The organism is Paenibacillus lentus, assembly GCF_003931855.1.
In the GTDB taxonomy this organism is placed as follows: Bacteria; Bacillota; Bacilli; order Paenibacillales; family Paenibacillaceae; genus Fontibacillus; species Fontibacillus lentus.
Window position 1 is genome coordinate 286,059 of record NZ_CP034248.1, and the last position, 15,446, is coordinate 301,504.

The 15,446-nt window shown below is 48.1% G+C and carries 15 protein-coding genes; 7 read left to right on the forward strand and 8 right to left on the reverse strand.

Annotated features, from left to right (window positions below):
* Positions 1-88: 88 nt before the first annotated feature.
* A complete protein-coding gene (locus EIM92_RS01400; RefSeq protein ID WP_125081148.1) occupies positions 89-580 on the forward strand; it encodes a CcdC family protein in 492 nt (163 codons plus the stop codon).
* A 150-nt stretch (positions 581-730) separates the two neighbouring features.
* Here EIM92_RS01400 and EIM92_RS01405 read toward each other — a convergent pair whose 3' ends face one another.
* The 3 genes from EIM92_RS01405 to EIM92_RS01415 are packed head-to-tail and all read right to left on the reverse strand — an operon-like array spanning position 731 to position 4,071.
* Entirely contained in the window at positions 731-1,888 is a 1,158-nt protein-coding gene (locus EIM92_RS01405; protein ID WP_125081149.1) for an ABC transporter permease, read from the reverse strand.
* Positions 1,881-3,116, reverse strand: a complete 1,236-nt coding sequence (locus EIM92_RS01410; RefSeq protein ID WP_164514996.1) for an ABC transporter permease — start codon at positions 3,114-3,116, stop codon at positions 1,881-1,883. Before EIM92_RS01410 ends, EIM92_RS01405 begins: the two co-directional genes overlap by 8 nt.
* Before the next feature lie 19 nt (positions 3,117-3,135).
* On the reverse strand, positions 3,136-4,071 hold the full coding sequence (locus EIM92_RS01415) for an ABC transporter ATP-binding protein (RefSeq protein WP_125081151.1): 936 nt from the start codon (positions 4,069-4,071) through the stop codon (positions 3,136-3,138).
* Between the two features lie 182 nt (positions 4,072-4,253).
* On the opposite strand from EIM92_RS01415, the gene EIM92_RS01420 reads away from it, so the two are divergent.
* Together EIM92_RS01420 and EIM92_RS01425 are read left to right on the forward strand one after the other, a co-directional pair.
* Positions 4,254-5,411: a sensor histidine kinase gene (locus EIM92_RS01420; protein WP_125081152.1), complete on the forward strand. Its 1,158-nt coding sequence runs from the start codon at positions 4,254-4,256 to the stop codon at positions 5,409-5,411.
* Positions 5,412-5,430: 19 nt separating this feature from the next.
* A complete protein-coding gene (locus EIM92_RS01425; RefSeq protein WP_246021165.1) occupies positions 5,431-6,126 on the forward strand; it encodes a response regulator transcription factor in 696 nt (231 codons plus the stop codon).
* A 331-nt stretch (positions 6,127-6,457) separates the two neighbouring features.
* On the opposite strand, the gene EIM92_RS01430 is transcribed toward EIM92_RS01425, so the two are convergent.
* The 3 genes from EIM92_RS01430 to EIM92_RS01440 all read right to left on the reverse strand — a co-directional run bounded on the left by EIM92_RS01430 (position 6,458) and on the right by EIM92_RS01440 (position 8,422).
* Positions 6,458-6,691, reverse strand: a complete 234-nt coding sequence (locus EIM92_RS01430; RefSeq protein ID WP_125081153.1) for a cold-shock protein — start codon at positions 6,689-6,691, stop codon at positions 6,458-6,460.
* Between the two features lie 246 nt (positions 6,692-6,937).
* Positions 6,938-7,138 (reverse strand): cold-shock protein, encoded by a 201-nt coding sequence (locus EIM92_RS01435; protein ID WP_110930208.1) that lies wholly within the window; start codon positions 7,136-7,138, stop codon positions 6,938-6,940.
* A gap of 255 nt (positions 7,139-7,393) precedes the next feature.
* Positions 7,394-8,422: an EAL domain-containing protein gene (locus EIM92_RS01440; RefSeq protein ID WP_164514997.1), complete on the reverse strand. Its 1,029-nt coding sequence runs from the start codon at positions 8,420-8,422 to the stop codon at positions 7,394-7,396.
* Between the two features lie 230 nt (positions 8,423-8,652).
* On the opposite strand from EIM92_RS01440, the gene EIM92_RS01445 reads away from it, so the two are divergent.
* Positions 8,653-9,432 (forward strand): TatD family hydrolase, encoded by a 780-nt coding sequence (locus tag EIM92_RS01445; RefSeq protein WP_125081155.1) that lies wholly within the window; start codon positions 8,653-8,655, stop codon positions 9,430-9,432.
* A 30-nt stretch (positions 9,433-9,462) separates the two neighbouring features.
* Here the strand turns inward: EIM92_RS01445 and nfsA are convergent, their stop codons facing one another.
* The gene (gene nfsA / locus EIM92_RS01450) at positions 9,463-10,245 is read right to left on the reverse strand and encodes an oxygen-insensitive NADPH nitroreductase (RefSeq protein ID WP_125081156.1); all 783 of its coding nucleotides are present in this window, start codon (positions 10,243-10,245) and stop codon (positions 9,463-9,465) included.
* A gap of 35 nt (positions 10,246-10,280) precedes the next feature.
* Positions 10,281-10,889, reverse strand: coding sequence for a LysE/ArgO family amino acid transporter (locus EIM92_RS01455; RefSeq protein WP_125081157.1), 609 nt, complete (start codon positions 10,887-10,889; stop codon positions 10,281-10,283).
* A 170-nt stretch (positions 10,890-11,059) separates the two neighbouring features.
* Between EIM92_RS01455 and EIM92_RS01460 the strand changes: the two genes are divergently transcribed.
* The 3 genes from EIM92_RS01460 (at position 11,060) to EIM92_RS01470 (ending at position 15,446) form a co-directional block, all read left to right on the forward strand.
* The gene (locus EIM92_RS01460) at positions 11,060-12,511 is read left to right on the forward strand and encodes an aminotransferase-like domain-containing protein (protein WP_125081158.1); all 1,452 of its coding nucleotides are present in this window, start codon (positions 11,060-11,062) and stop codon (positions 12,509-12,511) included.
* Between the two features lie 93 nt (positions 12,512-12,604).
* Positions 12,605-13,288, forward strand: coding sequence for a hypothetical protein (locus EIM92_RS01465; RefSeq protein ID WP_125081159.1), 684 nt, complete (start codon positions 12,605-12,607; stop codon positions 13,286-13,288).
* 475 nt (positions 13,289-13,763) lie between these two features.
* Positions 13,764-15,446: a methyl-accepting chemotaxis protein gene (locus EIM92_RS01470; RefSeq protein ID WP_125081160.1), complete on the forward strand. Its 1,683-nt coding sequence runs from the start codon at positions 13,764-13,766 to the stop codon at positions 15,444-15,446.

Genomic DNA, 15,446 nt, shown 5'->3' on the forward strand with positions numbered 1-15,446 from the left:
ATATGATTTATGTTATAATGGTCTCGCCATCATTTACACGGATAGCGCATACAACAAATACTATACTTGTTCAAGAAAGGGACAGCTCATGAACATATTAAGTCCTTCTTATATGCAGGTTGTTGTTACTGCAGGAGCCATCTTTATGGCCGTGCTTGCTTTATTTATTCGGTTAAAGGCCAGCCGCAGGCCTGTGACAATTAAGAAAATCATTATTCCGCCGCTCGGCATGACTACAGGCTTTGGGATGTTTATCGTTCCTGAAACGCATATTCCCATGCTTTGGGGCGTACTCGCCTTCGCTGTAGGCGCATTGCTCTTCTCCTACCCGCTCAATCGCAGCACCCAATTTGAGATCATCGACGGCGAGGTCTATGTCAAACGAACTCGCGGTTTCGCGTATATCCTGATCGGCTTGCTTGCACTTAGGCTTGTCCTGCATGAGGTCGTTGAGCAATATATCTCACTTTTTCAAACGGGCGCCGTATTTTTCCTGCTGGCCTATGGAATGATTTTAAGCTGGCGATTGTATATGCTAAAGGAATACCGCCGCATTAATGATCAGGCGCCAACCAACTAACTTCCTTCCAACATATTTAATTTTATATGGGGACGCAATCTTTTTCCACTAATTTCTATCATTAAGCAACAACAGGTTATCTGGATGACGCTGAACGTCCCCGGATAACCTGTTTTTTGTGACTAGAATTTAATTGCGGAAGCTTGCAAATCATGCCTTTGCCTGTCCCTCGCTGGGACGAAGGATCGCCGAACCGACGATTAACAATACAAAGGCCATAAGCACCAGTATGAGCAGAGGGATGCCGATGCCTTGGAGGCTGCTCCCGGAGGACAGCAGCTCAATCGCCTCAATCGCCCATTTCTGCGGGACAAAGTTAGCTACCTTCTGCATATATTCCGGCATGAAGGAGATCGGCCAAAAACAGCCTCCGATCATGCAGGTCGGAGTAATAATCAGGCTGTTCAGCATACCTGCGTTCTGCGGATTGCGGATAAGCCCGGCTGCTGCGCTAGCAATTCCCATCGCGACGAGCATAAATGCGGCCAATACGATAAAATGCTGGTACAGCGGGATTCCGGCATCATAACGCAGCACCGAGCGGCTGAGCAGCAGCACGATGGCAATTTGAATGACACCGACAAAGAAGCTGCCTAGAAAATTGCCCGCGGCAATCTCCCACGCCCTGACCGGCGCGCTGAATACGCGTGCCATTGTGCGCTTACTGCGATCTTCGACGATTTGCGTCACCGAGCTGCTGATTAAGCTCATGAGGAACATCAGCGTAAAGCCGGTGACTGTGCTGAGCCCCTCCTTCGGATAGAGACGCAGGTTGTGATCGACCGCGGTTACACGGTGTTTTCTCGTCTCTTTGAACACGCTGGCCAATATGGTCTGATCCGGATCATTCTCTCCCGTAGAAGTTTTAACGAGTTCAGCGGAAGACACCATCCCGCGAACGATCCCATCTAGATTAACCCGGAGGGTGAAGGTCGTTTCACTCGTCATTAAATCGTACACCTGAAAATTAGGTACATTGCCGGAGTATACTCCCTCTGTAAAGCCGGCAGGGATCACAAAGCCTGTCGACCCCTTTTTCGACAGAAGCGCTTCTTTCATGTCCGCCTCGTCTTCATACGACTTCAAGGCATAGTTGGGCTTATTAGCCAACTCCGCCAGCAGATAGGCGCTCGCCATTCCCTGATCTTTATCCACATACGCAATTTGAGCCAGCATCATATCTTCTCTTCCTAACAGAGCAATGACTAAAGCAATAACCACGCATGGCAGCAAAATGTAGCCCGCCATCCCTTTCTTGGTGCCGATAGTTCGTCTTATGACGTTCCACGCGATCGTCAAGCTACTCATGATAACCCACCTTCCGATAAGAAACGATTCCGGCGATTAGCAGCAATCCGCAGCATAAGCCCAGCATCATAATATATTGCATCACTTCAGCCGGTTCTACCCCAAGCATTAATCGCAGCGTTCCTTGGAGCGCCCAGTGATTGACCGTAAATTCGCCAAGCCGCTGTACGAGCTCAATAGGTAATGGCTGAAAGCCGCCACTCAGAAAGGTCATCACCACAATAACCGTTACGACGACGGAGCGGGCTACCACGGATGATTTGACCAGCAAGGTAATGACAACGGCCAGCATCATGGAAGCCATGACGACGAGCACGCAAATCAAGATCAGCAGCCCTAAGTGATCTCCCCAGTCTACGCCATATAACAAAGAGGTACCCCCAATAATGACAGCCGCCTGCAAAAAAGCGACTAGGCTGTTCCCGACAATTTTCCCCGTGAATATTTCCAGTGTACTCACAGGCATGGCATTTAGGCGATACAGCGTGTTGTTCCGCCTCTCCTCAGACAGACTGATGCTCGCAGAGAGGCCGGAATACAGTAGAAACATGATCAGCATAGAAGCCGCGTAATATTGGAAGGAAGAATACATCTTGCCTTGTTCGTTCAAGGTCGCTGTCTCCACATAGGTGGAATCCAGATCATTCATCGCTTTCATGGCCTCCACCACGCCCTCGGATCCTAAGACGATAATCGCTGCTTGTATCCGGTTCACTTCATCCAAATAAGCCTGAAAAATCATTTCGGCGATATGATTCTTCATACTGTCCTTCCCCGGAATCAATTCCCACTTCGCCTCCATCCCTGTCATGACCCGCTGCTCGAAATCATACGGAATAACCACGGCAAAATCGGCTTCCCGCTGAATCAATGCTTCGACTGTTTCCTCGCGATTTGTTACATACTCCGTCTGCAGTCTCTGTTCGATTTCAGGGCTGCCCAGAAACTCCTTGAACCCAAGACCAACTAAATGCGCCCCTGCTGCCGTCTCTGGTTGTGACCGCACCCAAGTCTGTTCATGCGCCCCTCTCCCTGGCTGGGGCTTTGCCTCCACTATCATGACTCGCACCATATTTATCGATGCTTCCGTGCCATCTGCAAAATTGCCCGAAAGCGCATTGCCCAATATAAATATCAGTACCATCGGAAGTAAAAATAAATTCAGCAAGACGGCACGCGTTCGTGCGAGCGTTCGCAGCTCGAACCAGGCGATTGTAAATAACTTCACAGTGTATTCCCTCCTAGTCCTAATCCCGCAGCGTGCGCCCGGTCAAATTGAGGAACAGCGTCTCTAGGGTCGGCTGCTCGCATACAACGGAGTGAATGACAGCATCGTGCTTCGCACAGACGTACAAAATATCCTGAAGCTCATTTTGTGAAGACAACGTGTATAGCTCAAGCCCATTCTCATTTTGCTTCATACGAATGATACGCGGATGCTGCTGAAGCTCCGCTAGAACGGCTTCGCCAACGCCGGAGGCTTTCATAATGATCTTCTCTTCCCCCGCGACTCGATCCCTGAGCTCTTGCTCCGTCCCACAGGCAATAACATGGCCTTGATCCACAATCGCTACCCTGTCGCAAAGGGCCGCAACCTCCTCCATATAATGACTCGTATATATTACCGTGGAGCCCATGCGATTCAATTCTCTCACCGATTCCAAAATATGATTTCGAGATTGAGGGTCGATCCCCACGGTCGGCTCATCCATAATAATCAGCTTCGGACGGTGTACGATCGAGCAGGCGATATTCAAACGTCGCTTCATTCCCCCGGAGAACGTATGCGGCAGCTGCTTGCCCCGCTCCTCCAGACCGACGAACCGCAGCGCCTCTTTAACGCGTTCCTTCAGCTCCCACCCCCGCAGGCCGTACAGTCTACCGAAGAACGCCACATTATCTGCAGCAGGCATATTTTCATACAAAGCAAGATCCTGCGGAACCAGTCCGATTCTTCTCTTCACTTCCAACGGACGTTCCTTCACGTCGATCCCATCTACAGTAATACAGCCTTGATCCATCGGCAGCAGTCCGACAATCATATTTATCGTCGTACTTTTTCCTGCTCCATTCGGGCCGAGCAGCCCAAAGATCTCTCCCGCTTCTATCTCCATATTCAAATGATCGACGGACAATTTATCCCCATATCGTTTCACGGCATTTTTTACTTCTACAAGAGCCATCCTATGTTCTCCCCCTACCTAATAACTGCTTTATTCCATTGTATCAGGCTGTTCTCCCCCCGTAAGGTCACGATAGTCACCAATAAGAAGTGACGAAAGTCACCGCTTCCCGTGTCCTAACCGTTAAAGCGATTATGCTATAATAAGGAGCATCTTATCTTGAAGGCAAAGGGTTGAGAACGATGGCGAAGCCTATGCTTCTTCCCTTCATGTACGGGAGCATTTTGATCCCAGGTTTTTTTCATATTTTTCTACTGCAAAACTCTCCCTATGAACGATATGTCATACATATACTAGCCTTGTTTACTTTGGCGGTTTTAGGGCGTTTCTTAAAGCAGAACGTTCACTTCACAATATGGTGTCTACTGCTCATGGCCGCTTCCGCCTGGCTCAGCTATACTTATGGCGGTCTGGCAAGTCTGATGGCCCTTTCGCCCGTGTTTATATACTCGTCCATGCCTAGCCGGTTTGTTCAAGTCAATTTATTTGCGCTTCATTTTGGCACCGTCTATTTCGCTATGAATTCCGAGCCGCTTAGCTGGCGGATTGGCATACTATTGTTCTTGGTGTTTATGACTGCGATCCTTGTTTACTTCCAGTATGTCACCACTCAAAAAGACGTGATCCAGCAAGTCTACGATGATTTGCGCAGACGACATTACGAGCTCAATGAGGCAAATCGCCGATTACTGCTGTTCAGCAAACAAGTGGAAGAAGCCGCTCAAGCCGAGGAACGGACACGGATATCCAGGGAGCTCCACGATGATTTGGGACATCGCCTCATCCGCGCGAAAATGATGATGGAAGCTGCGCTGCAGGTCATTCCTGGCGACCCGGATAAAGGGATGAGCCTGCTTGTGCAAATTCGGGATCAACTATCGACGGGAATGGATGGATTGCGCGCCACCGTGCGCCGCCTGAAGCCGCCATCCGAGGTGACAGGCACTCAGGCGCTAAGAATTATGCTGGAAGAGATCGGTAGAGAGAACGGCATCCGCACGGCCTTATCCGTTGAAGGCCAGCCCTACCCTTTATATCCAAGCCTAGAAATCATTCTTTACAAAAATGCGCGTGAATCCTTGACCAATGCTCTGAAGCACGGACGGCCCGATGTGGTAGAAATTAAACTCAGCTATAACGAAAACGAAATTTGTATGGCCGTAAGCAATAACGGAACACTGCCTCTGCTTCACGAAAATTTAAACAATGTGACTGGCTTAGGAATGGCAGGAATGAGCGAGCGATGCCAAGTTGCCGGGGGAAGTCTTGAGGTTGAGCTGGAGCCTTACTTTACGGTAACGACCCGGCTTCCGGTCTCACGCCAAGGAGAAGTGCTATAAACAGGCAGGAGTGAATGAGATGACGATGACGAATAAGGACTTATCTGTATTTATCGTAGACGATGATCCTTTTATCCGGGAGAGCTTGTCGATCCTGATCAGAATGGATCCGCATATTGATGTCGTGGGCACGGCGTGCAATGGTATTGAGGCTGTGCGCAAGCTGCAGGATGGTGAAGTCGCCATGCCGGATGTTGTGCTTATGGATATCCGCATGCCGGAATGCGATGGCGTGGAAGGAACGAAGCGAATCAAAGCACTTTTCCCGCATATCGCCGTACTGATCCTGACCACATTTGATGATGATGAATTCATTATTGACGCTTTGCAGAGTGGAGCCAGCGGCTATTTGCTCAAGAATATTCCTCCCGACCGAATGATCCAAGGGATCAAGACCGTACATAGCGGCAGCATGCTCATCCACCCCGACATCGCTCGGAAACTGACGGGGATGCTTCGCCCCCCGAATGCAAGGCCAAATACGAATTCCGATGTCAATGCGAGTAAACTAAGAGATGCTGGGCTAACCGCGGCCGAGCACAACGTCGTCACCTTGATTGCAGAGGGATTGTCTAACAAGGAGATTGCTCTAAAGCTGTTCCTTAGCGAAGGCACCGTTAAAAATTACATTACCGATATTCTCGCCAAGCTCCAAGTCCGTGACCGAACGCAAATCGCCATTTTATACTGGAAAAGCCACAACCGACAGGGATAAGGCTGCGACTATAGATCTGCGCGAGATGGGGGCTTGATACTATGTACGGCTTTCGAACCCAATTCCCAGTTGTTAAGCCAATTATCTCTACTTGTTCGCACTATTTTCCCGTAGCGATTGAGCCGATTCCCGTAGTACTATCAGCGGCAGTATCGATAACACCATCGACCGATCCACAGGACCACCCTTTAACACACAACTATCATCTAAACGACTGTCATGTATGCCTCGCCTCATTCCAAATTCAGAATGCCGAAGGAACCTCTCGCAAAGCACAAAAAAGCAGCTGTAGCTCCAGTGGAGTACAGCTGCTTCATTATGAGTTGGTGACTTATTGGTCAATTTTCACGCCTTTAGCCAGCGTCTTCTGATCCAAATTCGTATTCACCAGTTGAGGGAGCATTCGCATCCCCTTCTCCATGGTAGAGGAACACAGAGGACATACCGGAGTGTAATCAAACGCAAAATTATCCCTCATCCAACCGTTGCAGCTCTCGCTCGTACACGACCATACCGCTGTGTTCTCCTCAGGAATTTCTTCTAACGTTTTTTTACGGTAATTCATGTTTTCCCTCCTTTGGGTAATAAGGCTACTTATATAGGGAAACCCTATCCCCTTTAAACAAGAAAAACGTCTATCGACGTAGTTTCACAGTAGACAGACCGCCTTTAATGTTGGTGCTCTTGCATATATGGTTAATATCCTTAAAACTTAGCTTATGATATAAGGATGTCTGTGCTAGAAGTTGTACTTTCTTATATCTTAACGAAACTGCCCTTAACGGATCCGTTAAGAGCAGCTTTGTCTGCATTACAGTTTGACGACGTTTTCGGCTTGCGGTCCGCGGTTGCCTTGAACTACGTTAAATTGTACGCGTTGGCCTTCATCAAGAGTCTTGAAGCCTTCGCCAGTAATTGCGCTGAAATGAACGAATACGTCATCTCCGCCTTCCACTTCGATAAAGCCAAAGCCCTTCTCAGCGTTAAACCATTTTACTGTTCCAGTTTCCATCAGGGGTACCTCCTAAAAATATTAACATGTTCATTTTTACATAAAAAATTCACACATTGAAAAAAGCTCCATCTCAAAAGGTGACACTCTTTTCAATGTGTGAATATCGATACTGCATCACTTTAATCAACTATTAATATTATATCCTCCTCAGATTAAAAATGCAAACCATTTGTAAAAATACGGAAAGAGGGCCGTCCAGCCCTCTTCTTGCCATGGGGATGCTTCCCCTGGTTATAGGTACTTTTTCAAGGCTCAATGCAGCCCTTGCATCTCTAATGGCTTTTGCGGGCGGCCAAACAAATATCCTTGCGCAAGCACGGCCCCGCTATCCAGACAGAATTCAAAGTCCTCCCGCCGCTCAACGCCTTCTACGAGTACCTTTCCGCCAAAATCAATAGCCCGTCTAATGATATCTCTAATTTGCCGCTGCTTATGAGCATCATTCCTACAGCCGTTTACGATACTTCGGTCAATCTTCACATAATCAGGCTGAAGGCGGGACATTTCCTCCACGGATGAGAATCCCGCCCCGACATCATCCAATGCCATCGATATCCCCTGTCCGCGGCATACTTCAAAAATATGCTGCAGATGAGCAATATGCCGTATCCTTTCCGTCTCCACGACTTCGAATACAAAATCACGTGTATCCAGGGCAAGCTGCTCAATTTTCTTAAATGTGTCATTCAAGCGGCGGTACGGATGCTCGACAGAGGATGGCAGGAAATTGATGAATCTCTTCACTCCTTGCGGCAAATGCCGGGCGCTAGTCTCAATTGCCGCCAGCCTTGCCGCCTGATCAAGGGAGGAATGTAGCCCGCTTTCGCGAGCCCTCGCAAACAATTCAAGAGGATTAAACGCTCTCATCTTGGAGGAAGGCCGCAGCAAAAACTCATAGCCAATAATCTCTTCAGCCGCATTGACGATCGGCTGAATATGATTCTCGAACAGCCTATCGACGATTACAGCGAGTACATCACTGTTCCTCACACGGCATTCCATTTGGCATACTTTGAGCCACAGCGAAGATTTCTTACTTCCTTCATTTGCTAAGGACACCATCAGGTTCTCGCCGCACATAAAATTATACTTACGAGTACACTCCAGCAGAAACAGCAATTCATCCTTGGATCGATAAGAAAATTGGCAGTCTGGAAAGCTCTGTTCCGAGCGATATCCCATGTGTTGCATATGAGCTATAAATGAGGCTGAGAATGGACGAAACCTTAAACACCCTCGGTCTTCAAGCGCCGATTGGGCATTGCCGTTGCTGAAGATCATAGCAATCCTCCTTGATTCCATACACAAAACGTTATACCAACATTTAGTTCATTAAGTTAAGTATATGAAAATTATACCATGTCCTCTAGGGGGCTAGCGTGACCTTCATCTCATTTTATTAGCATCGGACATTGATTTGGCTGGACTGCAGCTGTGATTAATTCGGTGTGTCGATATAATGATGTTACATAGCTAAACCTGAACCGATAATTTTGGGGGAGGACTTTAACTTGATCGATGCCCATATTCACCTTGACCAGTACCAGAATGCAACGATAGATCAGCTCATAAAACAAATGCGGCCCAGCGGTATCGAAGGACTTATTTCCGTATCTACGAATCTCAACTCTTCGGAAGCGAACTTGGCTCTATCCAGGTTATATCCCGGAATTGTCCATCCTGCCTGCGGATACCATCCTGAAAATCCTTTGCCAGCCGAGGAAGAGATCCGTCAGCTCTTGGACTGGATGAGGCTGCACGCCCATCATATGGTCGCTGTCGGGGAAATTGGACTTCCTTACTACCTGCGCCGGCAATTGGCCAAAGATGGTATTTCCATCGATACTTCCGCTTATGTACAGCTTCTGGAGGAGTTCCTCATCTTTGCCAAGCAACACGATAAGCCAGTCATACTCCATGCTGTCTACGAGGATGCCGACCTTGCCTGCGATCTATTGGAGAAACATCATATTCGTAGAGCACATTTTCATTGGTTCAAAGGCGCCAAGCATACCGTACATAGAATGGCGGAACAAGGCTACTATATTTCATTTACCCCTGACCTGCTGTATGAAGCAGAAATTATTGAATTAGCGCGCAGCTATCCAGCCAACCAGGTTATGGTAGAGACAGACGGCCCTTGGCCATTTCATGGTGTATTTACAGGGCAGCTGACCCAGCCGACCATGATCTTGGAGGTCGCCAAAGCCTGGGCGGCCATTCAGAATATCACTTTTGAAAAGGCATGCCTTCGGCTACGCGAGAACACCCGGCGTTTTTACGGTATCTAGATGATCTGCTGCTTAACTCGGAGAATCTTATTACCTCGTAGCAAAGCCGCGCTCACGCAAAAATTGGCCCATATGCAATCGTGAAGGCTGAGCCAGTTTATCCGCCATCAGCTCCGACCAAGGCGTGTCCTTCGCTCCGCCAGTTCTTTCGCGCAAATAGGCCGACATGATTTCGTCATAGCGTTCGACCTGCTTGTCCGAGGCGGAAGCGTCATATCCGTTCCAATGCAGAACCGCCTCTTGCGGAAGTCTAGGCCGAAGATCAGGCTGCTGATCCGGGTAGCCCATACACATGCCGAACAGTGGATAGACAAGCTCCGGCAAACCGAGCAGATCGGCTACCTCAGCGATATTATTACGAATCCCCCCAATATATACGATGCCAAGCCCTAACGATTCCGCCGCAATCGCTGCGTTCTGAGCTGCTAAAGCGGTATCGACTGTCGCTACAATCAAATGTTCCATGGTGCCTTCATAGGTCTCCTGACCTGGCTGATGTTTTTCTGCGGCAGCCTTTAGTCTTGATAGATCGGCACACCAAACTAAAAAGACAGGACAGTCATGCACGTAAGCCTGATTACCGCTTAAACGAGCTAATTCCTTCTTAAGCTCCTCCTTCATGACGGCAATAACGCTATATGCTTGAATATTGCTTGATGTCGATGCGGCTTGCCCAGCCGCAACGATCATATTTACCTGCTCGGGCATCAGCGGCTGGTCAGTAAATTTGCGAATAGAACGATGATTGAGCAGCAAATCTATCGTCTCATTTACCGATTTCATCGTCGCGTCCATCGAATTCCTATCCTTCATAATTTGCTCTCTCCTTTTCATCATTTGTCTATACTCTATATTAACTGAATTATAATATATCCGGCCATGACCCATATGATGATTGCCGATAGCCTTTTAATATGTCTCAGAATTTGTCCGCTCGGATCTAAACCGCCAATAAGACGACCCGCCCAGCTTAGCCCAAAAAACCATATCCAGGATACGCCGATGGTCGTTGCGGCAAACACTCCTTTCTCCAGCCCTTCAAAACGCAGGGAGCTTGTCCCAATAACCCCAATGATGTCTATAATCGCATGAGGATTAAACAATGATACTGAAGCGGCAAATACAATTTGTTTCCCCGCTGTAAGACGGGCCTCACCATCGGAGGGCAGCTCGGGACGGCTGCGCCAAATCGACCAGCCCATATATACCATGAATAATGCACCGATGATGTAAAGTAATAATTTTAGCCAGAATACCGTCAGAACGATTAGAGAAACCCCGGCTACGGCAAGCAAAATAAGCACAGTATCACAAATAGAGGCGGTAATTACCCCAGGCAGGGCATGCCGCAATTTGGGATGAGCCGCTCCTTGGCTAAATATAAAAACATTCTGTACACCCAGCGGCAGTATTAATCCAAATGCCAGTACAAGTCCATAAATCAACGCTTCCCACATTCTAAATTCCTCCGTTTATAATTCGAATGTTCTCATTGTAGAGCAGAGGAATGGATTTAGCTCCAGCCATTTGGCTGGATTGCAAACCAACCAAATTATATGGTAGAACTAAATCTAGCGTAAGGAGGTGCGTTCTGCATCTCTTCTTCTATCCGTGGGAGGTCTTGTTCATGGAGCAAATGCATTGGCAGCCTAGCCGGCAATCGGCTACTCCGCTGCATGTTCAAATTACACAATATATTCGCGACAAAATCATCGGCGGCGAATGGCCCGTAGGCACCCGCATTCCCTCACAACGCAAATTAGCCGAGGCCTTCAACGTCAATCGCAGCACGATTGTGACCGCACTCGATGAACTCACCGCCGCTGGAATGCTGGAGGGCTGCAAGGGCGGCGGAACCCGGGTGATCAATCATACCTGGGGCGCTCTAGCCGCTACGCCTCCCACGAATTGGGAAGCCTATGTGAAGTCCGGAATACATCGCCCCAATCTGCCTGCCGTCCAGGAGATTAACCGCGCCGAATTCCATCCCGGCATCATCCGGCTTGGAACAGGTGAGCTGTCGCCAGACCTGCTGCCGCAGCAGGAGATGAGCGCTCTGCTTCACCGTGTAGCAGAGCGGATTTCCCATTTGGGTTACGGCGAGCCTATGGGAGATCCTTTGCTTCGCGAGTTGCTTGCAGACCGGCTTCAGCAGCTCGGCATCGCGGCCTCTCCTTCCTCCGTACTTATCGTCTCCGGCGCGCTTCAGGCGCTGCATCTTATATCCGTAGGATTGCTTGAACAGGGTTCTACCGTACTGGTAGAGCGTCCCTCCTACCTGTACTCCATCCCTGTCTTCCAATCCGCGGGGATGAAGCTTCGCGGCGTACCGATGGATCGAGATGGAATTCGAGCGGATTTGGCTGGAGCATACGCAAGACAATACAAGGCTTCATTACTATACACGATACCTACCTTTCATAATCCATCCGGTACGATAATGAGTGAAAAGCGCCGCAGTGAATTAATGGATGTAAGCGAAGCTAGCGGCCTGCCGATAATCGAAGACGACGTGTATCGTGAACTCTGGCTGGATGCTCCCCCTATTCGACCGCTCAAGGCTCAGGACAGGACTGGAAATATCCTTTATGTGGGGAGTCTATCCAAGACAATTAGCCCGGGGTTACGGATCGGCTGGATCAGCGGCCCCCAGCCTGTACTGGAACGCCTGGCCGATATCAAGATGCAAAGTGATTATGGCTCAAGCGCCTTATCGCAACAGGTTGCCGCAGAATGGCTTATCAGCGGGATGTACGAACAGCATGTGCAGCAGGTTCGCAAGCAGCTTAGGGAGCGCCGCGCCGCCATGCTGAACTCTCTGGACAAATATTTTACTGAAATCGCAAGCTGGAATGTGCCCGCCGGAGGTTTTTACATTTGGTTGAAGCTGCATGCCCCGCTCTCAGCAAGAACGCTATTCGACCAAGCTCTCCGCCAGCATATTCTGATTAATCCAGGCCATCTATACGATCGCGAAGCGAACCAGTATATACGACTTTCTTATGCTTTCGCTTCAATACAAGAAATGGAGAGCAGCCTTGCCCGCCTAGCTGCGATTATCAAGTCCGTTTCACCCTGATGTACAATCAGCACCAAACACCCAAATTATTCCATTACATGACCAACTAATGCGACCCTGGATTCGTTTAAATAGTTGAGAGGGGGCCAACCTATGCGTATCTTAAAAAGCGGTGCCTATGTTATCGTCCTCGCATCAGTTCTGCTGATAGCAGGATGTACAGACAAAGAAAAAACAAGCGGCAAGCCCATCCATCTGGAGTCTTCCGCTACCAATCAACTTCTGGAACCCGCCAACGGCAGTGCCATTTCCGATGCCAGTACGAGCACAAATACAAATATCAATGCCGAGACTAACCTACCGGAAGCGGACAAAACCGGAATGAACGGATCGGAACAAGAGGTGAACAGCAAACATCGATCCCATACCAATATCAATGGCAGCGCAGGTCAATTATATGGCCTGGCCTTTGAAGCGATGATGTCTATTGATGAAGCCTTAAATGAGGACATGACATACATCGCGATTGATTTCAGCGTCCTGTCACAATTAACCGATGAAGATAAGCGATACATTGAGGAGCGCATGGGTCAGTTTGCCGTCCCTGTCAAAGACGCTACTCTCGAGCAACTTAAGGAGAGCGAAGGCAACGAAATCAAAGACAACGACATGGTATTGGGGGGCGTACTGCTCCAAATCGACAAAGTGGACATCAGCGAGAACGGTGCCATCATCGCAGGCACAAAGTATCGATCCGGAAACGGGGCCATTGGCATTCAAATTGAGCTAACATTGGAGGATGGATCATGGATGGTCAAGAAGGCTGCAAGCACTTGAACTGGTTAAAAAGGAGCGTTCCAACGCAAACGAGGATACAATTACCGCCGATTAAAACTACCCGGAAGCACATCATTTCCTCTGCCTCCGGGCAACCATGATCAATCTATTTTTATACTACATCGTAACCATAAGTTAACTGTTGATCACGAAGTATTTTCAAGATACATACTCGACTTCAAATCTTACATTCACCCTTGAAGTCCGGTGCTCAAGACAGATCTTAGTATACCTGCCGAAAATCTTATTTTATGAGCTTGCCTCATCCTTGTAATGGCAACCATTCTCCCTCAGTTCTTTCATGCATTGACTCGTTTGGCAGTGCTATAAATCTCATTTTGATCAACCCTCTGATTCTAATCCGCACTTCCATTTCCATATTACTCAAAGCTTATATGTCTAAGCAAAACCAATCCATATTCCGATACTAAATAAGTACGTTTTTTTACAACAAGACAAGGAAGTGAATAAACCAATGAACCTTCGAAAGAAACTGCAGCTAAGCTTTACAATCATCATTGCATTATTCGTTATCGCCTTATCGCTCTCGTACTTTATGAACAATAGAGTGAGCAGACTAACAGATGAAATCTTTTTTGTAAATGAAAAAATGAAAATAATTGAAAATATAAACTTATTTTCAAAGTCTGCCAACGCAGATGCTGCGCAAGTACTTCTAGCGCCTGCTTATTTGAAGGAGAATTATAAAGCGCGCTTCAACGCTGATGTTAGCTACGTAAATAAACAAATTGAGGTGCTGCAGGGCCTCACCACAACGGAAGCGGAGCAGAAGCAGATCGAGGCTTTTCTCACGGAATGGCAAAGCTTTATTCAGAATCAGGAGGAGCTAGTTAAACAGTATGAGGGGGGAGAACAGGTGAAGGCGCAGCACGCCTTTACTCAGAAATCCTTTGATCCCGTTGATTTTGCACTGCTGTCCTACAGCATCGAACAAGGGAATTTGGCTCTGACGAAGCAGGAAGAGATCCAGTCTACCATTCAATTGATGAATGGGCTCAATCTGGCTACAGCCACTGTGGTCGTAATTATGTCCATCCTCATCTCAACGCTCATTGCCAATCGCCTAACGAGAAGCATACGTGCCATTCAGCAGCATGCCCTTGAAGTAGCAGGTGGTAATCTTGCTGTTGAGTCACTAGACGAGTCCCGTAAGGATGAGCTGGGAAGCCTTGCAAAGTCATTCAATACAATGGTGGTTTCCTTAAAAAAGTTAATCAGCGGGGCCGATCTCGTATCAGGCCAGGTTGCTGCAGCCTCTGCTGAGCTCCAGGTAAGTTCAGAGCAAATCAGTCAGGCAACTGAGCATATTGCACAGGTTATGCAGGAAATCGCTCATGGATCGAGCACGCAGGTTACAGAGGTAGCAGGAAATTTGGAGATTATGCAGTCATTAGAGCAAAATGTACGCCACATTATGGAACAGTCTGAAGTAATGACAAACACCATTAATATAAGCAGTACCAGTACAGAACGGGGGAAGCAGGACTTAACTGATGCCATTCATCAGGTGGAAATGATCGAACAGAGCACATCTAGCATGGCCGCTACCATTCAGGGGCTGAATGAAAGCACTGAACGAATCGAGCAGGTCGTTGCTGTCATCACCGATATAGCGACGCGGACCAACTTACTTGCACTAAATGCCGCAATCGAAGCAGCACGAGCCGGCGAAGCCGGCAGGGGCTTCGGGGTCGTAGCAGAGGAAATTCGAAAATTAGCGCTTCAATCAGGACAGTCTACCGAAGAGATTAACCATATTTTAAGCCGAATACAAGCCGAAACAAGTAAAACTGCAAAACAGATGGCGTCCAGCAAAGATGAGGTCGATAAGGGCATTCATTTGATAACGATTGCGGGGCAGTCCTTTGAATCCATTGAACAATCCATTTATGGCATTACGGAGGTTAACACATCCATTCGAGAAATAACTGCTAAAATCAGCGCCGAGACACAAACAGCAACTCATCAAATTAGTGCTGTATCTCAAATCGCCCAGGAAAATGCAGAGGGAACACAACATATATCCGCTGCATCGGAGCAGCAGATGGCCTCCATGGAGGAGGTGGCTGCCTTTGCGGAATCGCTTGCGAATGAAGCAGAGGAGCTGAAGAACTTAATCGGACAGTTTAAATACTAG